Source organism: Streptomyces sp. NPDC059003 (assembly GCF_042740445.1).
GTDB lineage: Bacteria > Actinomycetota > Actinomycetes > Streptomycetales > Streptomycetaceae > Streptomyces.
On sequence record NZ_JBHYJH010000128.1, the window covers coordinates 1 to 21700 of the forward strand.

23 protein-coding genes are annotated in these 21700 nt (G+C 70.0%); 8 read left to right on the forward strand and 15 right to left on the reverse strand.

Translation table 11 applies throughout. The features are described from left to right. Positions 1-159 precede the first annotated feature (159 nt). Both ACFWZ5_RS33080 and ACFWZ5_RS33085 read right to left on the reverse strand, forming a co-directional pair. Positions 160-372 (reverse strand): hypothetical protein, encoded by a 213-nt coding sequence (locus ACFWZ5_RS33080; protein WP_384806457.1) that lies wholly within the window; start codon positions 370-372, stop codon positions 160-162. Then, positions 369-575 carry a hypothetical protein gene (locus ACFWZ5_RS33085; RefSeq protein WP_384806455.1) on the reverse strand — a complete coding sequence of 69 codons (207 nt, stop codon included), beginning with the start codon at positions 573-575 and terminating at the stop codon, positions 369-371. Before ACFWZ5_RS33085 ends, ACFWZ5_RS33080 begins: the two co-directional genes overlap by 4 nt. A gap of 309 nt (positions 576-884) precedes the next feature. On the opposite strand from ACFWZ5_RS33085, the gene ACFWZ5_RS33090 reads away from it, so the two are divergent. Continuing rightward, entirely contained in the window at positions 885-1127 is a 243-nt protein-coding gene (locus tag ACFWZ5_RS33090) for a GntR family transcriptional regulator (RefSeq protein ID WP_384806459.1), read from the forward strand. A 170-nt stretch (positions 1128-1297) separates the two neighbouring features. Here ACFWZ5_RS33090 and ACFWZ5_RS33095 read toward each other — a convergent pair whose 3' ends face one another. The 5 genes from ACFWZ5_RS33095 to ACFWZ5_RS33115 form a co-directional block, all read right to left on the reverse strand. After that, on the reverse strand, positions 1298-1570 hold the full coding sequence (locus ACFWZ5_RS33095) for a hypothetical protein (RefSeq protein WP_384891658.1): 273 nt from the start codon (positions 1568-1570) through the stop codon (positions 1298-1300). Positions 1571-1874: 304 nt separating this feature from the next. Further along, on the reverse strand, positions 1875-2726 hold the full coding sequence (locus ACFWZ5_RS33100; RefSeq protein WP_384806453.1) for a helix-turn-helix domain-containing protein: 852 nt from the start codon (positions 2724-2726) through the stop codon (positions 1875-1877). Positions 2727-2741: 15 nt separating this feature from the next. Beyond that, complete coding sequence (locus ACFWZ5_RS33105) at positions 2742-3266, reverse strand: DUF6879 family protein (RefSeq protein ID WP_384806452.1); 525 nt, start codon at positions 3264-3266, stop codon at positions 2742-2744. Beyond that, positions 3217-3480: a hypothetical protein gene (locus ACFWZ5_RS33110; protein ID WP_384806450.1), complete on the reverse strand. Its 264-nt coding sequence runs from the start codon at positions 3478-3480 to the stop codon at positions 3217-3219. Before ACFWZ5_RS33110 ends, ACFWZ5_RS33105 begins: the two co-directional genes overlap by 50 nt. Before the next feature lie 147 nt (positions 3481-3627). Next, complete coding sequence (locus tag ACFWZ5_RS33115) at positions 3628-4563, reverse strand: major capsid protein (protein ID WP_384891660.1); 936 nt, start codon at positions 4561-4563, stop codon at positions 3628-3630. A gap of 596 nt (positions 4564-5159) precedes the next feature. Here ACFWZ5_RS33115 and ACFWZ5_RS33120 point away from each other — a divergent pair. Continuing rightward, positions 5160-5606: a hypothetical protein gene (locus ACFWZ5_RS33120; RefSeq protein WP_384798476.1), complete on the forward strand. Its 447-nt coding sequence runs from the start codon at positions 5160-5162 to the stop codon at positions 5604-5606. A gap of 640 nt (positions 5607-6246) precedes the next feature. On the opposite strand, the gene ACFWZ5_RS33125 is transcribed toward ACFWZ5_RS33120, so the two are convergent. Further along, positions 6247-6402, reverse strand: a complete 156-nt coding sequence (locus ACFWZ5_RS33125) for an HNH endonuclease (RefSeq protein WP_384798479.1) — start codon at positions 6400-6402, stop codon at positions 6247-6249. A gap of 787 nt (positions 6403-7189) precedes the next feature. Then, a complete protein-coding gene (locus tag ACFWZ5_RS33130; RefSeq protein ID WP_384798482.1) occupies positions 7190-8920 on the reverse strand; it encodes a recombinase family protein in 1731 nt (576 codons plus the stop codon). Between the two features lie 209 nt (positions 8921-9129). Here ACFWZ5_RS33130 and ACFWZ5_RS33135 point away from each other — a divergent pair, with 209 nt between their 5' ends. After that, positions 9130-9642, forward strand: coding sequence for a SigE family RNA polymerase sigma factor (locus tag ACFWZ5_RS33135; RefSeq protein ID WP_384798485.1), 513 nt, complete (start codon positions 9130-9132; stop codon positions 9640-9642). A 53-nt stretch (positions 9643-9695) separates the two neighbouring features. Next, complete coding sequence (locus ACFWZ5_RS33140) at positions 9696-10568, forward strand: hypothetical protein (protein ID WP_384798488.1); 873 nt, start codon at positions 9696-9698, stop codon at positions 10566-10568. A 24-nt stretch (positions 10569-10592) separates the two neighbouring features. Here ACFWZ5_RS33140 and ACFWZ5_RS33145 read toward each other — a convergent pair whose 3' ends face one another. Next, a complete protein-coding gene (locus ACFWZ5_RS33145) occupies positions 10593-10991 on the reverse strand; it encodes a RidA family protein (protein WP_384798491.1) in 399 nt (132 codons plus the stop codon). Further along, positions 10988-12157, reverse strand: coding sequence for an acyl-CoA dehydrogenase family protein (locus ACFWZ5_RS33150; RefSeq protein WP_384798494.1), 1170 nt, complete (start codon positions 12155-12157; stop codon positions 10988-10990). The genes ACFWZ5_RS33145 and ACFWZ5_RS33150 overlap by 4 nt, the downstream gene beginning before the upstream one ends. Before the next feature lie 138 nt (positions 12158-12295). On the opposite strand from ACFWZ5_RS33150, the gene ACFWZ5_RS33155 reads away from it, so the two are divergent. Genes ACFWZ5_RS33155 through ACFWZ5_RS33165 form a run of 3 tightly spaced genes read left to right on the forward strand, consistent with a single transcriptional unit; the run spans position 12296 to position 15266 of the window. Next, positions 12296-13912, forward strand: a complete 1617-nt coding sequence (locus ACFWZ5_RS33155) for an AMP-binding protein (protein WP_384798497.1) — start codon at positions 12296-12298, stop codon at positions 13910-13912. A 9-nt stretch (positions 13913-13921) separates the two neighbouring features. Beyond that, positions 13922-14725, forward strand: coding sequence for a PaaX family transcriptional regulator C-terminal domain-containing protein (locus ACFWZ5_RS33160; protein ID WP_384798499.1), 804 nt, complete (start codon positions 13922-13924; stop codon positions 14723-14725). A 37-nt stretch (positions 14726-14762) separates the two neighbouring features. Next, the gene (locus tag ACFWZ5_RS33165; protein WP_384798502.1) at positions 14763-15266 is read left to right on the forward strand and encodes a hypothetical protein; all 504 of its coding nucleotides are present in this window, start codon (positions 14763-14765) and stop codon (positions 15264-15266) included. Here ACFWZ5_RS33165 and ACFWZ5_RS33170 read toward each other — a convergent pair. Continuing rightward, positions 15244-17565, reverse strand: coding sequence for a bifunctional salicylyl-CoA 5-hydroxylase/oxidoreductase (locus tag ACFWZ5_RS33170; protein ID WP_384798505.1), 2322 nt, complete (start codon positions 17563-17565; stop codon positions 15244-15246). The genes ACFWZ5_RS33165 and ACFWZ5_RS33170 overlap by 23 nt on opposite strands. An 8-nt stretch (positions 17566-17573) precedes the next feature. Beyond that, entirely contained in the window at positions 17574-18401 is an 828-nt protein-coding gene (locus ACFWZ5_RS33175; RefSeq protein WP_384798508.1) for an enoyl-CoA hydratase family protein, read from the reverse strand. A gap of 323 nt (positions 18402-18724) precedes the next feature. On the opposite strand from ACFWZ5_RS33175, the gene ACFWZ5_RS33180 reads away from it, so the two are divergent. After that, complete coding sequence (locus ACFWZ5_RS33180; RefSeq protein ID WP_384798523.1) at positions 18725-19117, forward strand: ATP-binding protein; 393 nt, start codon at positions 18725-18727, stop codon at positions 19115-19117. On the opposite strand, the gene ACFWZ5_RS33185 is transcribed toward ACFWZ5_RS33180, so the two are convergent. Further along, positions 19089-20540: an amino acid permease gene (locus ACFWZ5_RS33185; protein WP_384798511.1), complete on the reverse strand. Its 1452-nt coding sequence runs from the start codon at positions 20538-20540 to the stop codon at positions 19089-19091. The two genes, ACFWZ5_RS33180 and ACFWZ5_RS33185, sit on opposite strands and share 29 nt — an antisense overlap. Before the next feature lie 63 nt (positions 20541-20603). Next, positions 20604-21641 (reverse strand): ornithine carbamoyltransferase, encoded by a 1038-nt coding sequence (argF, locus tag ACFWZ5_RS33190; protein WP_384798514.1) that lies wholly within the window; start codon positions 21639-21641, stop codon positions 20604-20606. Between the last annotated feature and the right edge of the window lie 59 nt (positions 21642-21700).

The following is a 21700-nucleotide window of genomic DNA, read 5'->3' on the forward strand; positions in this document are numbered from 1 at the left end:
CAGGCGCTCGGGCGTTTGAGGAGCGGGGTCTGGGGCGGAGCCCCAGTTCGGGAAGCCCCGATGCTCGTTAGTAGGAGTTCTGAGGGTAGTGCCTGGTCAGAGCGCGCAAAAGCCCCGCTCGGGACTTGGCCGAGCGGGGCGTGGTCGTGCGTGAGCTGATCAGCGCTGCGTGATCCAGCGCATGCCGGGCAGCTCGTCCCACTGCGCGAGCGGCCCATAGCGGTGCACGCAGTCGGGGCACACGACGTGCGTGAACCAGGCGCCGCCGCTCTGCTTCTGCACCTCACCTACGGGGACGGGGGCCGTTGTCTGGTGGCCGCAGATGCCGAGCACGGGCGGTGTGGGCTCGCTGGTGACTCCGTCGCGGGTCATGCGCACACCGCCCCGTACTCGTCGTGCCGCTCGGGGTTGGGGTAGTGGTAGCCCATGGTCGCGGCGACCAGGGCGAGGCAGCGTTCCTGTTGCCGTTCCGCCTCTTCTTGTTGCGCAACCCATGCTTGTAGGTAGGCGGGGACGAGCGGGCGGACGTCATCGAAGATCGTCGGCTGCTCCTCGGCGTCTGCGAGGGGCGGCAAGAGGTACCGGGGAGCGGGGGCGGCGGGCTGGCCGGTGGCGGGCTCGGCGGAGTTCCCTCGGGGCTCGGGGTGGCGAGTCCACGGAAGTAGTGAGAGCACCCATGTAAGGGCTCTGGCGATAGCATCGCGCATGGTCGTTTCAGCTCCTCTGAAGCTGTCTCGGCAAGCCCCGGTGGACCGGTCCTAAGCGGTCTTCCGGGGCGTTTTTGCGTTGCGACGTTAGCGAGGCATGTATCTAGCTGTCTATAGACAGGGGTATACAGGTGTCTCTATGTGTCTATGTGTGCCGATCGGTACCGTTCGCTCGTGATGGAGTTCGACCCGACCCGCCCGAAGTGGCAGCAGATCGCAGACGTGGTGAGGCAGCGCATTGACAGCGGCGAGTACCCGCCCCGGCACCTGGTCTCGGAAGTGCAGTTGGAGGGCGAATTCGGGGTGGCCAGGACAACCGTTCGCAAAGCAACGGCTGCGCTGCGCGAAGAGGGGCTGATCCTCACAACCCGCGGTATGGGGTCATTCGTCCGCGACCCCACCGCCGAGGGCGAGCGCTAAGGCGACGCATAACCCCGGCCAGTACTCCAGGGTCCGGGAAGCACTGGCCGGGGCCACAGGTGGCACTGCGTTGGGGGGTTCTCAACCAGCGCCCCGGCGCAATGCCCACCTCTCCCGCTACGACCGACGTAACGACGGAGCGGGATGCCCGTGGAACTGCGCGAGGGCCCTCACGCCCGCACCCTGTCGAACTCGGCAGCGCGCCGAGCCGCTACCGACCCGTCCGGCGGGGTGACCACGACGGGGCGCCCGTGGCCCTCCCAATAGCGGGTATGCCCTGTGTCGGCCGTGTGCTGTCGCATCCACGCCGCCACAGCTTGCGGGTTCTCGACCGCCTTGAACATCTCTGGGCAGTCGTCCTCACGGCACTCCGCGAACGACTCGGCGCAGAGTTGTGAATCTTGCTTGGTCTGCCATTCGGCGGGGCGGTAGGTGGCCCTCATGTCTGCCCCCGCTGCTTGCTGCCCGCGTTGTGGTGGTTCCGAAGCTCAACATTGCAGTCGCTGACCTTCGAGGCGTCGCCCCGGGTCCGCGCTTCCCTGCGTTCGCTGACCAGCGACGTACACACCTCGCAATCAGGGTCGCCCTCGGGTTCGCTGTCCAGTCTCAGCGGCAGCTCAACCGGTGGTGCGGGATACCTCTGGGTGTTCATGCGGTCTCGCCGTCCCCTCGCGTGGTCCGATAGCCACCACGCTAGGAACGGGCAAGACCCGACACCTAGTCAGTTCTACTGAGTTGCACGCGAATTCAGAGCACTGCGTCAATCGCCGAACTGATCAACGCACGGGCCTTTGCGCCGTAGACAGCGAGTGACTGAAGATCAGCCCACGCCTTGACGTACATGTCCACCTCGCCCGGCGCTGTAACAGTCACTTGAGCTGTCAGCAGCTCCACATGCACTCGTTGATCATCGAACACATTGAAAGCCTCAAGCGTCCAGATACGCCGTTCCCGTGCGGCGAACGGGATGACTCCCAAGGAGACAGCGGGAAGGGACATGACGGCCAGCAGGTGCCCCAACTGGCTCGCCATCGCTTCAGCGTCTCCGATCTGGTACCGCAATACCGATTCCTCAAGCAGCAGCGTGAACCGGTGATCTCCTTCGTGCAGCACGCGGGCTCGTGCCATGCGGGCTGTGACGGCATCCTCCGTGTCGTCCGGTGTCCCGTGGAAGCGTCCGATGGAGGACAGCAGAGCCGCCGCGTACGCGGGTGTCTGGAACAACCCGGGGACCACGTGTGAGGCGTACCCGCGGAGCAGCTTGGTGCGCTCGTACAGCGGGATGCGGGACTCTTGGAGCTGTCGAAGTCCCGTCCGCTGCAGTCGCTTCCACTCCAGGTACATGGACTCGGCGGTACGCGAGGCGGCGACGATATCGGCGGCCTGGTCCTCTGCTCCGCACGCTTCGCACCACGCTCGGATGTCGGCGTCAGACGGTGGCGTCAGCGCGTTTTCGATCCGAGAGACCTTGGACTTGTGCCATCCGCAGTGAGCCGCCACCTCATGCCCAAGCAGCCCTGAATCCCGGCGCACTTCGGCCAGCTTCGCTGCCACACGCTTCCGGGCAGCCTCAACGCTTGATGACTGGTACTTGGGCATGAGGTGATGCGAGGCTCAGACCGTGAACTCTCCGTGCGGCGTGGCCTGCTGCCACACGGCCTCGAACGCGTCAGCGCACAGTTTGATCGCTGTCGGTTCGTCGCACAGTTCGTGACCGGCTGACGCCCCGTCTCCGCTGAAGTGACCGAAGCGGATCAACTGGTCATCGAACAGCCAGAAGTCAGCGCCAGGCAGAGCCAGGGTGGCGGCATCGCGCCGAGGGAGCCAGCGGACCAATTCCCCCGCCTCAACGTTGAGATGCGTTCCCGCGTGCTCATACCGGATGTACTCGCTGACTGGTAGCGAGACCACACGGGCACGACGCATGACCACGCCACGGCCGACCGTCTCCCGCACCAGGTCCAGCCACGGGCGGCGACTCTCCACGGATTCAGGGCTGATCGTTCGGGCCCTCCGCCACTTCGCGAAGTCATCGGCCTCGGACGCTACGCCGTACACGTCGCGCAGTTCCAGGTGCACTGCCGACCGTTCAGCCTTCGAGATCAGCTCGGCGAACGGCGGCACGGCGCTCGGCTTCATCACATGCCTTCCTGATCAACGGCACCATGCGGGCCGGTACGTGGATCACTGCTTCGGACTCCGGGATGTGGCCGACCGTCAAGCACTCTGCTTCTGTTGCCTCATCGGCCTTCCGCCCCTGAAAGACGAGATCCGCAGTTTTGTCCTCAACCCACACGGTCGGGCAGTCGTCGCCATTGGTGTTCGGGTCCTTGCCGAAGAACAGTAGAGCCATGACCTTGCCCCCTGCCTACTCGGTTGCGTCTGGTTGCACCAACGGTTCCTCTCTCAACTGGTCAGCGCAAGAGGGCTGTTGGACATGCCGATAGCCCCGCAACTGTCGTCCCTTTGAGGGGGAGACGGTTGCGGGGCTTTGAGTGGGTCAGCCGTTCATGGCGCCGGTCAGGCGGGCGGCCGCCTTGCCGCCGAACAGCGCGAGCCCGCAGTAGAAGTCGATGCGGGTGCGGTAGACGGGCTTGTCGTGGGACTCGCCGAGGTCGGTGACCTGGATGCCGCCGTTGGTCAGGCCGGAGACAGCCGCGTCGGCTTCGGAGGAGCCGAAGCGCACGGCGTAGATGTCGCCGGTCTGCTTGCCGCCCGTGCCGGTTGTCAGGGGCAGCACGTCGGTACCGTCCAGCTTCTGTCCGGCATCCAGGAGCGGGATGCCGTTCCAGGCGACGGCCCGCTTCCCTGCGATCTCTGCGGGGAGGAGTTCGCTGCCGCCGAGTCGGCGGAACCCGGACACGATCTTGGCGCGGATCTCGGCGTTCATGTAGAGAGCGCCGTTGGAACCGTTGATGCCGCGCACCTGTGCCGTCAGCGCGTCCAACGCATCAAAGAAGTCATAGCCGTTGGTCACGGGGCCGACGCCCTTTGCGTCCAGGACTTGAGAGCCGAGCAGCCGCTTGCGCAAACCGTCGAACCCTTTGGGGTTCACCGCGGTGTCGCCGTTGAAGAACTGGTCCGCAAAGTGGATAGAGGCGGCCTTGACCTTCATCACGGTCTGAATGGCCCGCTGGTCGTTCAGGTTTCCCCGGGTCTGCACGATGAACTTGTCCACGTCCGCGTCACCGCCGAGGATCGCCAGCGTCTCAATCCGCTGGTTCACGGCACCGGTGCTCTCCGGGTACGCCTCGTTCACTGCCCGGAACGAGACGCCGGGAAGGGAGGATTCTTCGTTGTAGCGATAGGCATTCCCCGCCACATCTATCAGCGGCAGTCGATCCAGGATGGGAGACTCCTGAACGAAGGTCTCGATCACTCCACGCCGCAGATCATCCTGAGAGAGCTTCGCGGACTCGGCCAGAGTCAATGACATAAGAGTTCTCCTTAGTGGTTAGCCGAAATTCGGCAATCAAGTGAGCGCCAGAATGTCTGGCGATGGGCATGGCCCACGGGAACGCTCAAATGAGCCATGCCAGTTTTTTGCCTCCCTGCCGATCAATCTCGGCGAGGCGCGGGGGTCACCCCCTGGTCGCCGACTCAGAAACGGCGAGGCTTCACCCGCTCGGCAGCCCAACCGCCCGGCTGGTGCTTCGCCGGTCTCGCGGTTGTGGCACCTCGTGCACAGCGGACGCAGACGAGAGAACGCGTCCGGATCAGCCACGCCCCGGGCCACCAGCGAGCGGCGCGACTCCGGGAAGTGATCGGCCACCGTCGCGATGCGCGAGCACAGCACGCACCACGGATACGCGTACAGGTAGCGGCGCCGGATGCGCTGCCACCGCGTGTCATAGCCCCGCTCACCCGTCGTGCCTCGCCACTGCTGTACCTCCCGCTCGTGCGTCGGGCAGCGTCCCCCGTTGGTCAGCTCGGGGCACCCGGGGATCGTGCAGGGGGTATGGGGCCGTCGGGGCGTGGGGAATCACCTGCTGACGCGCATGCGGCCATGCCAAGCACGGGAACAATGCCTCTATGAGTGCATGGGGGACGTTGTTGGCGACCATTGCTGGTGCCGTGATCGCGCTCGTGGGTCAGCACTTGGTGAAGCGGTCTGAGGAACGGGCACGTATCTCGGAGCTTTTACTTGAGCAATGCGCCGTGGCAGCGGCGTCCTCCATGGAATTCCGGGATCGCATCTGGGAAGAACGTCACCTTGGCTTGGAGGGGCGGGTGGCTAGTTGGGATCTTTCCGCCCTTAGAATGGCAACAGCTCGCGTGCACATCCTCTCAAAAGATGAATCCCTGCTATCAGCGCTGGATCAGCTAAACAGGGCTGGCCGACGGCTGGGAAGCTACTGGCGGCGAGGGGACGTGAATGACGCAAACTATTCCGACCTGTGGGACCGGCATGGCGTTGCAGTGAATAAGTTCTTAGCGGCGAGCGGTAAGACGGTGCGCCGCCGCCTATCTCAGTCCTGAGGGTCACAGCACCTGTGTAGATTTCGGTGCAGGGCTTGCAGGGGACAGAGAAAGTACTGGCGAGCAACCAAGGCCTATGACGGGGAAATTTCGACTACTTGACGCCAAGCGTGAGCGATTCAATATCCACCCATTCACCTCGGAATACCTTACCTGAGCCGATAGCTACCGCCGGGCGCACTCGCTTTACACCTTGACGTTTGGCCCCAGTGAGCGAACTTTGCGAAAAATACCAAGCCAACGAAGAAAGCCCTTCAGTCTCGCGGGAATCGGAGACGATCCCGGGAGGCATTGCGGAACAATAATCTTCCTGTTCCTATCGTCCTCCAGGTACCACCGGGAAACTTCGCAGACCCCACGCCCCTTGTTCGCTGCCTCAACGCTGACGCTAGGCAGCGGATTCGATTCTCCCAAGATGAATCCAGGGCTTACAGCAGGCTTGATTCGCGCACCAGACCATCGCCAGATTGCGAATTGCCAAGCCAGAGTGACAACCGTTGCAGCGAAGCTAGCCGAAGCTACCGCCGCTAGCACAACAGCCGTCCAAGGAACGTCCTGCGCTGCTACGTTCACGGGCTCTCCCCTATCACTGGGTCCCTCGTAGTGATAGCAGTGAGCGTCAGGCAGAGCCAGCGGCACGTCACATGGCTTGTGATGTGAACCCGAACTCTGTGCTCGTCTTCAACCCGTGGCACCCGGTGCACAGCACCTGAACGTTGCCCGCCGTGTCCGTCCCACCCAGGGCGAGGGGCCGCACGTGGTCCACGTCCACCGCATCCGCGGGGAAGTCGCCCAAGCACCAGTCACACCACGCGTGACCGCGCTCTTGTATCCGTCTGCGCAGCCGCGCCGCCTTCCGGGATTAGTAGGGACGGACAGATTCCCGTGGGGCGAGCTTGTGACGCTGTGACGCTGCGACCCCTGTTCCTGGTTTTTCTCTACACGTCTAGAGAAAACTGAAAACACCCCTCTGAGCGTCACAGCGTCACGTGCGCTCGCTGCCGGGGGGGGGACTGCGTGTGAGAGTGGGCACTCGGTCCGCCGAGATCCCCCCTGGGGTGGGTGCGCGGTAGTCCCGCTCTCACTGTGTTGTGGGGACCAGCGAATTCCTCGGGCAGTCCATCGGGCTGCGCGGGGCTCGCTTGCTCCCTCACTGTGTTGTAGAGGACGACGAATTCCCGCCCCCGTAGCCACGACGGAATGACGGTAGGTGAACCGGCCCGAGGGGCGCGCAGCAGGAAGCACCGACGGTCCGTGAGGGACGGCCGGGGCTCTGCGCGGCTAGTTGTACTGCACCGCATACAACCGGGTGACCTAGCCGCGAGCGGCACCCTAGCGGGCGCAGGATGCTCGCTGCGGGGCGGGGCGGACCAGTGGCGGAGTGCCGTTTGAGGTACCGGCCCCCTCTTCTATGTATTTTTCTATGCGTTCTAAAAAAGTGGTGTAAACCGTCACTCCATCACCACCCTGCACCCCGCTGTTGGGCTGGTCGGCCCGAGGACGAGCAAGGGTGGCCCCGGAGCAGCCGAGAGCCCTGGCAAGCGACGGGTGCCCACCGGGACTGTCTCGGCTCTACGGCGCCGCTATGCGGCCACCAGTTCCCGCACGGGCTCGGCGGGGGCGGGCTCGGCGAGGCGCACGGCACTGCCCGGAGCCGGGGGCGCGTCCTTGCGCTCCTCGGCTTTCATGTCTCCCGTGGTGGCCGCAAGTTCGGCAATGGCGGGGTCCAGCTCTCCGGTGATGGTGAACTCCACGCGCCGCACGTCGAGGCGGCGCCATCCGCCCTTGCCGCCCGGCTTGACCATCAGGCGTGCTCCCGCGGTGATGAGCATGGCGCGGCGCTCTGCGGTGTCGCCCTCGGTCCAGTCGTCGGCGTACGTGCGTCCGGTGGGGACGACTTCCCGTCGGGGCTCGCGCTTCTCGCGGGATTCCAGCTCTGCCAGACGTGTGTCCAGGGCGTCCGCTCGGCGCTGCCACTCGGCTTTCGCAGTCGTGGACTTCTGGCGTCCCTCTTGCTTCTGGTGCTCGGCGAACTCTGCGGCAGTCGCATCGATCTCGGGCTGCGGGTCGTAGCCGGGTATCTCGATGACGCGGTTGATCTGGATCTTGCCCGCCGCTTTCAGGAACTCGGTGCTCACGTACTCGTCGACCCACTCAGCGCGCACGGTGCACGGGGCAGGGCAGTAGGTCCCGTACTTGTAGGACGAGCACCGGTAGGTCCCGCTGGACCGGTTGAGGTACATGCGCTCGTCGCATCCGTTGCAGTGGATGACGCGCAGCAACAGGGCGGTGGAGTCCTTGCGCTCGGGTGCCTTCTCCGCGAGCGGCTTCGGGGTGAGCAGTGCGCCCGCCTGGTCGAACTCTTCGCGGGTCAGAATCGGGCTGTCCGTGGCCATGACGGGATTGCCCGCATCGTCGCGCACGGGCTTGCCGCGGTGCATCTTCCAGCCCATGAGAGCTTCGTTGGTCAGCATCTTCTCGATGGTCTGCGCGCGCCACTGTGCGGGCTTCTTCGCGGGCTGGTCCGTGACTGTGGCGGGCTTCTTCTTGGTGCGCGCCTGGTAGGCCGTCCAGTGCGCCAAGGGGGACAGCACGCCGTCCGCGTTCAGCCCGCGCGCGATCGTGTGCAGCCCCCGGCCGTCGACCAGCTCGGCAATGATCCGCTCAATGATCGTGACCGCGGACGGGTCCGGGACGAGGGTCCAGCCGATTCCGCCGTGTTCGGCGGGCATGGGGGCGGGCAGGTAGCCGTATGCGGGCTTGCCGCCGCCCCGCCAGCGAAGCGGCATCTTCCGCATGGCCGCTTGTGCCCCGGTGACGCGGTCCTTGATGCTCTGCGACTCGACCTGAGCGGCAAAGGCCAGCATGAGCATCATGAGTTCGCTCATGGGGTCCATCGGGTTGCGGAAGTCGAACGTGAGGCGGCCTCCGCCGATGCCCTCGGCGAACACGATGAGCTTGCGGTGCGTGCGGGCCCACTTGGCGAGCTCGTGCATGTCGCCCATGTCCCGGATGGCGCGGTCGAACCGCCAGAACACCAGGGCGTCAAAGTCATCCGGGCGGGTCAGCCATCCGCCGAGCTGTGGGCGGTCGAAGGGGCCGACCAGGGACGCGGACACGTCCAGGTCGACCGCTTCTCGCAGGGCAGCGCCCTCGCCGAAGGTGATGCCGAGGGCTGCCGCCGCTGCGTCGTCGGCCTCGCGCTGCCGCTCCGGGCTCGTCGTCTCGTCGGTGCGGACGGACAGCCGGATGCAGCGCACTCCGCGAAGCGTCTCGGTACCGTCGGCACCCTGTCCTATCGGTGTGGTTTCCATAGAACCGGTAGGGACGGGTGCATTCCCCGAGCTAGCTACGTACGGTGTGACCTGCGCAGATGCCGCCATGACCCGACCACTCCAGAAGTGTCACTCTGGAACATCGGGAAGGGGCGGGTCTGGGGCGCCCCGCGAGGGTGACGGGTCGGGGGGCCTCGCGCGTCTTTGGGGTGGAGGCAGCGGACGGGAACGGGGAGGGGTTCTGCGAAGTGGGGCGAGGAGAAGAACATCTGGAGGAGTTCCGGGAGTTCGCCGCCGACGCGGGCCCGCGGCTCTTCCGGACGGCACTGCTGCTCACCGGCGGCGACTGGCACGAGGCGGAGGACCTGGTACAGACGGCGCTCGGCAAGGCGTTCGCGTCCTGGGGCCGGGTCCAGCGCGCGGACAACCGCGACGCATACGTCCGCACGGTGCTCGTACGCACCCACCTGTCACTGCGGCGGCTGCGACGCAGCACGGAGCGGCCGGTGGCGAGGGTGCCCGAGGGCGCGTACGGCGACGGCGACCCGGCCCTGCGGATCGCCCTGCTCGACGCGCTCGCCCAGCTGTCCCCCAAGGACCGCGCGGTGCTCGTACTGCGCTACTGGGAGGACCGCAGCGTCGAGCAGACGGCGCGGGAACTCGGGGTGCGCGCGGGCACGGTGCGCAATCGCAGCATGACCGCGCTGGGGCGGCTGCGGGTGCTCCTCGGAGGTGAGCGTGAGTCGTTCACCGCGTACTGACACAGGTGACACCGGTGACACGGGATGGGGCGCATGGCGGGAGGGAGCGGGTGATGAGGCTCGATGAGGACACCCTGGGCGAGGCGATGGGGCGGGCCGTGGGCGGCGCGCGGCCGTCGGCGCAGGCGCTCGTGGAGGGCGCGGCCCGGCGGGGGCGGCGCCTGCGGACGCGGCGGCGGGTGACGACGGGCATCGCGGCGTGCGCGGCGGCCGGGGCCGTGGCGGGCGTTTCGGTGTGGGGCGCGGCCCAGCAGGCGGACGACGACGGGATGCGCACGCCGCAGCGGCCGACGGACGTGATGATTCCGGACTTCTCGAAGGCGCCGCGGCGGCCGCTGCCCCTACCGGAGGGCAAGGAGCCGCTCTCGGCACGGGCGGCGGCGCAGATCGTGAAGGAGGCGCTGCCGAAGGGGCTCACCACGTCGGCGCACCGGGGGTCGAGCCCGGACCCCAAGGAGAAGTGGCGGGCGAGGTACCCCTACGGCACCGAGGTCCAGCTGAGCCTCGGCGGCAGGTACGCGGGCGCACTCGTGTGGTCCGACTTCGACACGCAGTTCTACCTCCGCCAGAAGGACGAGTCCGGCCCGCACAGCCTCGGGTACTGGTACTCCTGCAAGCGGGTCTACGAGATGGGCCGCGTCACCTCCTGCCGGGTGCGGAACCTCGACGACGGATCGGTCATGATCGAGCACACGCGGCGGTCCGCGGAGTCCGCCAAGGAGGTCATCCACCACGCCGAGACCCTGCGCCTGGACGGCACCCGGATCTCGGCGGGGATGTCCTACCGCGAGGACAGGAGCGGGCCACCGCTGTCCGCGGCCCAGTTGCGCCGCATCGTCCTCGGCGACCGCTGGCAGCACTACGTCGACCCCGGCGTCAACGACCGGGCCAAGTCGCTCAAGCCGTTCCGGCAGCGCAACTGGTAGCCGCGCCGACCCGCCGGACAGGACCTAGTCGAGCACCGCGAAGCCGTCCAGTTCCACCAGGCACTCCTCGTCCCACAGGCGGACCGCGCCGATCACCGCCATCGCGGGATAGTCACGGCCCGCCAACCGCTTCCAGACCCGCCCGATGTCGGCGGCGTGGGCGCGGTAGTCGGCGACGTCGGTGGCGTACACCGTGACGCGGGCGAGGTCCGCGGGGGTGCCGCCCGCGGCGCGCAGGGCGGTCAGGAGGTTGGCGAGGGCCCGCTCGAACTGCTCGGGGAGCGTGCTGCCCGTGACCTTCCCGTCGGGGTCGAGCGCGGTCTGCCCGGCGAGGAAGACGACCCGGCCGCCGGTGGCCACGACGGCGTGGCTGAAGCCGGTGGCCGGGGAGAGCTCGGTGGGGTTGAGGCGGTCGAGGCTCATGCGGATCCCTTCGGGGCGGAGGCGGCGTACAGGTCCTTGGCGATGACGGCCCGCTGGACCTCGCTCGCGCCCTCGTAGATGCGGGGGGCGCGGACCTCGCGGTAGAGGTGCTCCAGGAGGTGCCCGTGCTGGAGGGCGCGGGCGCCGTGCAGCTGGACGGCGGTGTCGACCACGTACTGGGCGGTCTCCGTGGCGAAGAGCTTCGCCATCGCGGCCCGGCCCGCGATCCCCGGCTCCCCGCGGTCGTACGCCGCCGCGGCCGCGTACACCAGGAGCCGCGCCGCCTGGGTGCGGGTCGCCATCTCCGCGACCTGGTGGGCGACGGACTGGAGGTCCTTCAGCTTGCCGCCGAAGGCGTCGCGCGCCGCGGTGTGCGCGAGGGCCGCGTCGAGGGCGGCCTGGGCCATGCCGACCGCGAAGGCGCCGACGCTCGGCCGGAAGCGGTTGAGAGTCGTCATGGCGACGCGGAAGCCGCGGTCCACCTCGCCGAGGAGGTCGGCGGAGTCCACCCGGACGCCGTCGAAGGCGAGGGTGCCGATGGAGTGCGGGGAGAGCATCGCGAGCGGGGCGCCGGTGAGGCCGGGGCGGTCGGCGGGCACGAGGAAGGCGGTGACGCCGCGGGCGCCCGCGTCCGGTGCGGTGCGGGCGAAGACGGTGTAGAAGTCGGCCTCGGGCGCGTTGGAGATCCAGGACTTCTCGCCGGTCAGGCGCCACGCGCCGGCGCCGTCGGGCTCGGCGGCGAGCGCGAGGGCCGCCGCGTCGGAGCCCGCGCCGGGCTCGGAGAGCGCGAACGCGGCGACGGCGCGGCCCGCGCGGGTGGGCGGCAGCCAGCGCTCCCGCTGCGCCGGAGTGCCGTGCGCGTGCACCGGGTGCGCGCCGAGTCCTTGCAGGGCGAACGCGGTCTCCGCCTCGGTGCAGGCGCGGGCGAGGGACTCGCGGGTCAGGCACAGGTCGAGGGCGCCGGAGGTGAACAGGCCGTCCAGGAGGCCGAGTTCGCCGAGGGCTTCGGTGAGGGGGCGGTTCAGGCGGCCGGGCTCCCCCTTCTCGGCGAGGGGGCGCAGGCGCGTCTCGGCGAGCTCCCGCAGCCGGTCACATCGGGCGACTTGGTCCGCATTGAGGGAAAATTGGGGACATGGCGCTTCGGTCGTGTCGGGCAGCTCTGGCATCTCTGACCTCTCCCCTGGCGCGGGGCGCCGTTCCGCACCCCGGAGTCCTATCGCGCTGTATTGACTGCCGTCACCAACACGATACGCTCGTTGGGCGAGCCCATCACTACGCCCGACCGGCAAAGGTGGCGAGGCGCCATGGAGACCACCGGACACGTCGACACGTTCACGCGTGAGCACCTCCCGCCGCCCGAGCAGTGGCCGGCCCTGGTGCACGACCGGCCGGAGCTGCACTACCCGGCCCGGCTCAACTGCGGCGCCGACCTGCTCGACCGGACGACCGCGCGGCACGGCCCCGACCGCCCCGCGTTCCGGTCCGCCGACGGCACCGTATGGACGTACGGCGAACTCCAGGACCGCGTCGACCGGATCGCGCACGTCCTCACCGACGAGCTCGGCGTTCTCCCCGGCCAGCGCGTCCTGCTGCGCGGCGCCACCTCGCCGTGGCTCGCGGCCTGCTGGCTCGCGGTGATGAAGGCGGGCGCGGTCGCGGTGACCGTCCTCGCCCAGCAGCGCGCCCAGGAGCTCGCCACGATGTGCGAGATCGCGCAGGTCTCGCACGCCCTGTGCGCCGCCACGGCCGTCGACGACCTGATCAAGGCCGGGGTGCCGGGCCTGCGCGTCACCACGTACGGCGGCGAGGGCCCCGACGACCTGCTCGCCCGCGCGGCGGCCCGCCCCGCGGCCGCGTACGAGGCCGTGGACACCGCCGCCGACGACGTGGCCCTCATCGCCTTCACGTCCGGCACGACCGGACGGCCCAAGGGCTGTATGCACTTCCACCGGGACGTCCTCGCCATCGCCGACACCTTCGCGCGGCACGTCCTGAAGGCCCGCCCCGACGACGTGTTCGCGGGCAGCCCGCCGCTCGGCTTCACGTTCGGGCTCGGCGGGCTCGTGATCTTCCCGCTGCGCGTGGGCGCCTCGTCGCTGCTCCTGGAGCAGGCGGGCCCCAAGCAGCTGCTGCCCGCCATCGCCGAGCACGGCGTCAGCGTCCTGTTCACGGCGCCGACCGCGTACCGCACGATGCTGGACGCGCCGGGCGACCCCGACCTCTCCTCGCTGCGGCGCTGCGTGTCCGCGGGCGAGAACCTGCCCGCCGCCACCTGGCAGGCCTGGCACGAGCGCACCGGCCTGCGCATCATCAACGGCATCGGCGCGACCGAGCTCCTGCACATCTTCATCTCCGCCGCCGACGAAGCGATCCGCCCCGGCACCACGGGCCTGCCCGTGCCGGGCTGGCAGGCCCGCGTGGTCGACGGCTCCGGCGCCCCCGTGCCCGACGGCGAGCCGGGCCTGCTCGCGGTGCGCGGACCCGTCGGCTGCCGTTATCTCGCCGATCCACGGCAGCTGGACTACGTACGGCATGGCTGGAACGTCACCGGCGACACCTACGTCCGCGACGGCGACGGCTACTTCCGGTACGTCGCCCGCGCCGACGACATGATCATTTCGGCGGGGTACAACATCGCGGGCCCCGAGGTCGAGGAGGCCCTGCTGCGCCACCCGGACGTCGTGGAGACGGCCGTGGTCGGGCGCCCCGACGAGCGGCGCGGGCAGGTCGCGGTCGCCTACGTCGTGCTGCGCGAGGGCGCGGCGCGGGACGCCGAGCGGCTGCGGGAGTTCGTGAAGGACGAGCTGGTGCCGTACAAGTGCCCGCGCGACGTGGTGTTCGTCGACGCCCTGCCGCGCACGGCGACCGGAAAGCTCCAGCGCTTCCGCCTCCGCGAGCCGGGCCCCGCGGACACGGCCTAGAGTGATCACGTGTCAGAGCAGCACACTCCCCGATCCCTGATCGTCACGTTCTACGGCGCGTACGGACGTGCCGCGCCCGGACCCGTGGCGGTCGCCGAACTCGTGCGGCTCCTCGCGCCCGTGGGCGTCGACGCGCCCTCCGTGCGGTCGTCGGTGTCCCGGCTCAAGCGGCGCGGGCTCCTGCTGCCCGCGCGCACCGCCGCCGGCGCCGCCGGGTACGCCCTGTCCCCCGACGCCCGGCAGCTCCTCGACGACGGCGACCGGCGCATCTTCCCCGCCGCCGGCGGCGTCCGCGGAGGCGGGTGGGTGCTCGCCGTCTTCTCCGTCCCGGAGGCCGAGCGCCACAAGCGGCACGTGCTCCGCTCCCGCCTCGCCGGACTCGGCTTCGGCACGGCCGCGCCCGGCGTGTGGATCGCGCCCGCCCACCTCTACGAGGAGACCCGGCACACCCTGGAACGGCTCCAACTCTCCTCGTACGTCGACCTGTTCCGCGGCGAGCACCTCGGCTTCGCCGCGACCGCGGACGCCGTCGCCCGCTGGTGGGACCTCTCCGCCATCGCCAAGGAACACGAGGCGTTCCTGGACCGGCACGGCCCGGTCCTGCGCTCCTGGGAGACCCGCGAGGACACCCCGCCGGAGGCGGCCTACCGGGACTATCTGCTCGCCCTCGACTCCTGGCGGCGCCTGCCGTACGTGGACCCGGGGCTGCCCCCGGAGCTGCTCCCGTCCGACTGGCCGGGGGCGCGGTCCGCGGACGTCTTCCTGGGGCTGCACGCGCGCCTGTGCCGGGCCGGGGCGGAGTTCGTCCACTAGGGTCTGGGCGCAACTGGGGTCTGCGGTGAGGGGGATCATGGAGTCCCGGAGCGGTGTCGTCACCAGTGGTGTGGTCACCATCGACTACGGCCACTTCTCCGTCGACGAGCGGCTGGAGGAAGGCTTCGACGACGTTCAGGGCGAGGTGTCCTTCAGACGCGCCAAGCCGGTGATCGTCACCTCGGGACGGATCGTGATCACCAGTCAGGTGCAGTCCCACGACGCGCCGGTCACCCTCGTGCTGAGCGACACGGACGCCAGGCCCCCGCACCTCGGCGAGGACTGGCACTCCCTCGGACGGATCCGCTACCGGCCGGTCTACGGCGGCGTGATGGAGGTGTGGGGCTGCACCACGGGCCCGGCGACGCCGCGCGTCGCGCTGGCCCTCGCCCCTGACCGGACGTACACCGTCCACGCCTATGCCAAGGGCAGGGAGAGCTCCGCCGAGCGCTTCGCGGAGCTGCTGGAGCGGGGCGTGTACGACGTGTCCGAGGGGTTCGAGGAGTACACGGTCGTCTTCAGTCCCGTCGGCCGAGGCTGAGGCGCGGCTTCGGGGCGTCCATGCGGCCCGTCTGGGGGCGGCGGCTGCCCGCCCGGTACTGCACGGGCCAGGCGATGCCCGGGCCCGCGTACTCCTGCTCCGCCGCCGCGTGCAGCGTCCAGTGGGGGTCGTAGAGGTGCGGGCGGGCCAGGGCGCACAGGTCGGTGCGGCCCGCCAGGAGGAGCGAGTTGACGTCGTCCCAGGAGGAGATCGCGCCGACGGCGATGACGGGGATGCCGGTCTCGTTGCGGATGCGGTCGGCGTAGGGGGTCTGGTACGAGCGGCCGTACGCGGGCCGCTCGTCGGAGACGACCTGGCCCGTCGAGACGTCGAGCGCGTCCGCGCCGTGGTCGGCGAACGCGCGGGCGACGGCGACGGCGTCGTCGGCCGTGGTGCCGCCCTCCGCCCAGTCGGTGGCGGAGATGCGGACGGTCATGGGCCGGTCGTCGGGCCACACCTCCCGTACGGCGTCGAAGACTTCGAGGGGGAAGCGGAGCCGGGCTTCGAGGGAGCCGCCGTACGCGTCGGTGCGCCGGTTCGTCAGCGGGGACAGGAAGCTGGACAGCAAGTAGCCGTGCGCGCAGTGGAGTTCGAGCAGGTCGAAGTCCGCGCGGGCGGCGCGGCGGGCCGCGGCCACGAACTGGTCGCGGATCAGGGGGAGTTCGTCGGCGCGCAGGGCGTGCGGGGTCTGGCTGCCCTCCTTGTACGGGAGGGGGGACGGGGCGACCAGGGGCCAGTTGCCGTCGTCCAGGGGGTCGTCGATGCCCTCCCACATGAGCTTCGTCGAGCCCTTGCGGCCGGAGTGGCCGAGCTGGAGGCCGAGCGCGGTGCCGGGCGCCTGGGTGTGCGCGAAGTCGGTGACGCGCGCCCAGGCGTCGGCCTGCGCGTCGGTGTAGAGACCGGCGCAGCCGGGGGTGATGCGGCCGTGCGAGCTGACGCACACCATCTCGGTCATGACCAGGCCCGCGCCGCCGAGCGCCCGCGCGCCGAGGTGGACGAGGTGGAAGTCGCCGGGCACGCCGTCCACGGCGGAGTACATGTCCATGGGGGACACGACGACGCGGTTGCGGAGCGTCAGGCCGCGCAGGCGGAAGGGCGTGAACATGGGGGGCGTGCCGGGCGGGCAGCCGAAGTCCCGCTCCACGGCCGCCGTGAAGCGGTCGTCGCGCAGGCGCAGGTTGTCGTGGGTGACGCGGCGGGAGCGGGTGAGCAGGTTGAACGCGAACTGCCGCGGCGGCTGGTCCAGGTAGGAGGGCAGCTCCTCGAACCACTGGAGGCTGGCGCGCGCCGCGCGCTGCGTGGACTCGACCACGGGGCGGCGCTCGGCCTCGTACGCGGCCAGGGCGCCGGGCAGGTCGGGCTGCTCCTGGAGGCAGGCGGCGAGGGCCAGGGCGTCCTCGACGGCGAGCTTGGTGCCGGAGCCGATGGAGAAGTGCGCGGTGTGGGCGGCGTCGCCGATGAGGACGATGTTGCCGTGGGACCAGTGGTCGTTGACGACCGTGCGGAACGTGAGCCAGGAGGAGTTGTTGGAGCGCAGGGCGCGGCCGCCGAGCGCGTCCGCGAACGTCTTGGCGCAGCGCTCGATGGACTCCCCCACCTCCAGGTCGGCGAAGCCCGCCGCCTGCCAGACCTCCTCGCGCATCTCGACGATGACCGTCGACTCCGTCGGCGAGAACGGGTAGCCGTGCAGCTGCATCACGCCGTGCTCGGTCTCGGCGATGTCGAAGCGGAACGCGTCGAAGGCGAAGTCGGCGGCCAGCCAGATGTAGCGGCAGCGGTGCCCGGTGACCGTGGGCCGGAAGACCTCGGCGTGGGCCTCGCGGGTGAGGCTGTGCACGCCGTCCGCGGCGATCACCAGGTCGTGGGTGGCGGCGAGTTCGGCGGCGGGCGGCGCCTGGGTGCGAAAGCGCAGGTCGACGCCGAGGGTGCGGCACCGCTCGTGCAGGATCGCGAGCAGCCTGCGCCGCCCGAGCGCGGCGAAGCCGTGGCCGCCGGAGGTGTGCCGGGTGCCGCGGTGCACGATGTCGACGTCGTCCCAGCGGACGAACTCCTCGCACAGCGCCGCGTACACGGCCGGGTCGGCGTGCTCGATGCCGCCGAGCGTCTCGTCGGAGAGCACGACACCGAACCCGAAGGTGTCGTCGGGCGCGTTCTTCTCCCAGACGGTGACCTGCCGCGCCGGGTCGAGCCGCTTGAGCAGGGCGGCGGCGTACAGGCCACCGGGGCCGCCGCCGATGACGGCCACGCGGTGGGCGGGGGCGGGCGCCGTCGCGGTGGTTGCGGTGCCTGCGGTGTTCACGGCCGCGGTCACCGTCCGCGCCACTTCGGGGTGCGCTTCGCCGTGAAGGCCGCGTGGAACTCGGCGTAGTCCTCGCCGTTCATCAGCAGGGCCTGCGTCGAAGCGTCGAGCTCGATGGCGGCCGCGAGCGGCATGTCGAGCTCGGCGGTGAGCAGCGCCTTGGTCTGCGCGTACGCCAGGGCGGGGCCCTCGGCGAGGCGGCGGGCCAGGGCTGCGGCGGCCTCGTCCGCCTTGCCCTCGTCGGTGAGCTGGCTGAGCAGGCCGATCCGCTCGGCCTCCGGGGCGCGCACCGGCTCGCCCAGCATCAGCAGGCGCGTCGCGTGGCCGAGCCCGACCACGCGCGGCAGCAGATACGCGGCGCCCATGTCGCCGCCCGACAGGCCGACCTTGGTGAACAGGAAGGCGAAGCGCGCCGACGGGTCCGCGACCCGGAAGTCCGCGGCGAGCGCGAGCACCGCGCCCGCGCCCGCGGCGACGCCGTGCACCGCGGCGACCACGGGGAACGGGCACTCGCGCAGGGCGCGCACCACCTGGCCCGTCATGCGGTTGAAGTCGAGCAGCTGCGCCGTGTCCATGGCGAGCGTCGCGCCGATGATCTCGTCCACGTCGCCGCCGGAGCAGAACCCGCGGCCCTCGCCGGCGAGCACGAGGGCGCGCACCGACCGGGTCCGGGACAGCTCGGCGAGCAGGTCGCGCAGGTCGGCGTAGGCGCCGAAGGTGAGGGCGTTGAGTTTCTCTGGCCGGGCGAGGGTGACGGTGGCGACGCCCTCGTCGACGGTGAGGCGCAGATGCTCCCACTCGGGGGTGCGGGCTGCGGAGCCGGTGAAGGGACTCATGACGTGCGGCCTCCTCGACGGAGCGGAGCGGGGCTCTCTGACGCGTTCCCGCCTCCGAAGTTATCACCCATCCATGACTGTCGTCACGAGTACGCGATAGGGCGGGTCCGGAATGGCCCAGAATGGCCTGGACCAATGGCCCTGTCGCCACCCGGCTTAGGATTCGTACGGTTGAAGGCAGGACCCGCACAGGATCCCCCTGCTCGGGACCGCCTGCTCGCCGAACGGACACGACCTTGGCCGAACCGCATTCCCACCCGCCACCCGACCACCGCCCCTCAACGAGGCGCTCCGCGCCGCCCCTTCCGTCGGCTTCTTGGCGCATAGCGCTGCCGCACACCACCGCAGCCGTGCCGATCGCGCGCGCCCTGGTCCGTACGGCCCTCACCGACATCGGCTCCACCGCCTGCACGGACACCGCCGAGCTGCTCACCGCCGAGCTCGTCGCGAACGCCGTGGAGCACGCGCCGGGCCACGGCCCGATAGAGCTCGTCATCGAGCTGCTCCCGACCCGCTGCCAGGTCGAGGTGCACGATTCGAACCCGGTGCCGCCCGGCGACCTGACCGCCTCCACGGAGGTCGACGAGCCCGACCCGTGGCAGGAGCACGGCCGGGGCCTGCTGCTCATCCGCACCCTGAGCGCGGCCTGCGGACACCGCCCCACCGAGTCCGGCAAGGCGGTCTGGTTCACGCTCCCGGCGCCCGCGGAGCACTGACCTCCGGTACGACCCCGTCCCCGGCGCCGCGCCCGAGCCGCGAGTTCCGGCGCCCGTACCCCGCGTACACCGCCGCCCCCACCGCGAGGAACACCGCGAACTGGACCCAGGTCGTCCAGCCCGTGCCCCAGATCAGATAGACACTGAAGCCGACGCCGAGCAGCGGGCTCAGCGGATACAGCGGCACCCGGAACGTGCGCTTCAGGTCCGGCCTGGCCCGCCGCAGCGCGAGCACCGACACATTGACCGCGACCATGATCGCGAGCGTGCCGATGGTGGTGAGGTTGACGACCACGTCGAGCGAGGAGAACGCGGCGGGCACCGCGATCAGGGCCGCGACGATCCAGGTGCCCGCGGCCGGGGTCGCGGTGCGCGGCGAGATCCGCTCGAAGACGCGCGGCATCAGGCCGTCGCGGGACATCGACATCAGGATGCGGGTCTGCCCGTACATCACGGCGAGCACGACGGACGCGATGGCGACGACCGCGCCGAAGGCGATGACGCCGCCGAACCCGGAGCCGGTGACGTGGTCGACGATCAGGGAGAGCGCGGCGGGCTTGTCGGCGACGGCGTCCGGGCCGAGCGCGCCGATCGCCGCGAGCGCCACGGCGACGTACAGGAGGGTGACCACGCCGATGCAGATCAGGATGGCGAGCGGAATGTTCCGGCGCGGATCGCGCACCTCCTCGCCCGCCGTCGTCACCGCGTCGAAGCCGATGAACGAGAAGAACGCGAGGGACGCGCCCGCCGTGATCCCGGACGCCCCGGCGCCCGCGAACGGCGTGAGGTTGCCGTCCTGGAACGCGGTGAACGCGATCGCCAGGAAGAGCAGCAGAATCCCGATCTTCAGGACGGCCATCGCGGCCGTGGCCCGCGCGCTCTCCCGGATGCCGCGCACGAGCAGGACGGCGGCGAGCAGGATCACGACGACGGCCGGCAGGTTCACGGCGCCGCCCTCGCCGGGGCCCGCCGACAGGGCGGCGGGCAGCTGCCGGCCGGTGAGGCCCTTGAGCAGCTCGTTCAGGTACTGGCTCCAGCCGACCGCGACCGCCGACACGGACACGCCGTACTCCAGGAGCAGACACCAGCCGACGAGGAACGCGGTGCGCTCGCCGAGCGCCGCGTACGCGAAGGAGTAGGAGCTGCCGGACACCGGGATCGCGCCGCCCAGCTCCGCGAACGAGAACGCGGTGAAGACGCAGGTCACGGCCGCGAGGACATACGAGACCGCGACCGCGGGCCCGGCCTCGGCGACCGAGTCGGACAGGCCGACGAAGATGCCCGTGCCGACGATCGCGCCCACGCCGAAGCACACCAGCTGGAACAGGCCCATCGTGCGCTTGAGGCCATGGCCTTCGAGGTCCGCGCCGGACTCGGCGATGAGGAGGTCGGGGGACTTGCGGCGCGTGGGGGTGGTGCGCATGGGGTGGTGCTCGTTTCTGGTGGTGCGTACGGCGTGGGGGCGCCGGTGGTGCCGTGAGAGGGACTACTGGGGCGCGGGCAGGGGGGCTCCGGCGAGGGTCGCCACGAGGATCGCCTTGATCGTGTGCAGCCGGTTCTCGGCCTCGTCGAAGACCACGGAGTGCTCCGACTCGAAGACCTCGTCGGTGACCTCGAGGGAGCTCAGGCCGTGCTGCTCGCACAGCGCGCGGCCCAGCGTCGTCTTCAGGTCGTGGAAGGCGGGCAGGCAGTGCAGGAACTTCACGTCCGCGTTGCCCGTCGCGCGCAGCACGTCCATCGTCACCGCGTACGGCGCGAGGTCCGCGATCCGCTGGTCCCAGACCTCGGGCGGCTCGCCCATGGACAGCCACACGTCGGTCGCGACGAAGTCGGCGCCCGCGACGCCCTCGGTGATCTCCTCGGTGAGCGTGATCCGGGCACCGCTGCCCTCGGCGAGGGTCCGCGCCCTGGCCACGATCTCCTCGGCCGGCCAGTAGACCCGGGGCGCCACGATCCGGACGTCCATGCCGAGCAGGGCGCCCGTCACCAGATAGGAGTTGCCCATGTTGAACCGGGCGTCACCGAGATAGGCGAACGCGATGCGCTCCAGGGGCTCCGCGCAGTGCTCGGTCATCGTCAGGACGTCGGCGAGCATCTGCGTGGGGTGCCAGTCGTCGGTCAGGCCGTTGTAGACGGGCACGCCCGCGTGGGCGGCGAGCGTCTCGGCGGTCGCCTGGGCGTCGCCGCGGTACTGGATCGCGTGGAACATCCGGCCGAGCACCCGCGCGGTGTCCTTCGCGGACTCCTTCTGCCCGATGTGGGAGGCGGAGGGGTCCATGTACGTGGTGGCGGCGCCCTGGTCGGCGGCGGCCACCTCGAAGGCGCAGCGGGTGCGGGTCGAGGACTTCTCGAAGACCAGGGCGATGTGCTTGCCGGTCAGGAGGCGCTCCTCGCGGCCCGCCCGCTTGGCCGCCTTCAGCTCCGCGGCCAGCGCGAGCAGGCCGCGGAACTCCTCGGCGCTGAAGTCCAGCTCCTTGAGGAAGGGGCGGCCGGTGAGGTCGGGGCCGGTCGAGCCGTTCGCCATGGGGGCGCTCCTGGGGTGCGAATACGTGACTTTGAAAGTCTATACGACCTTCCACATTT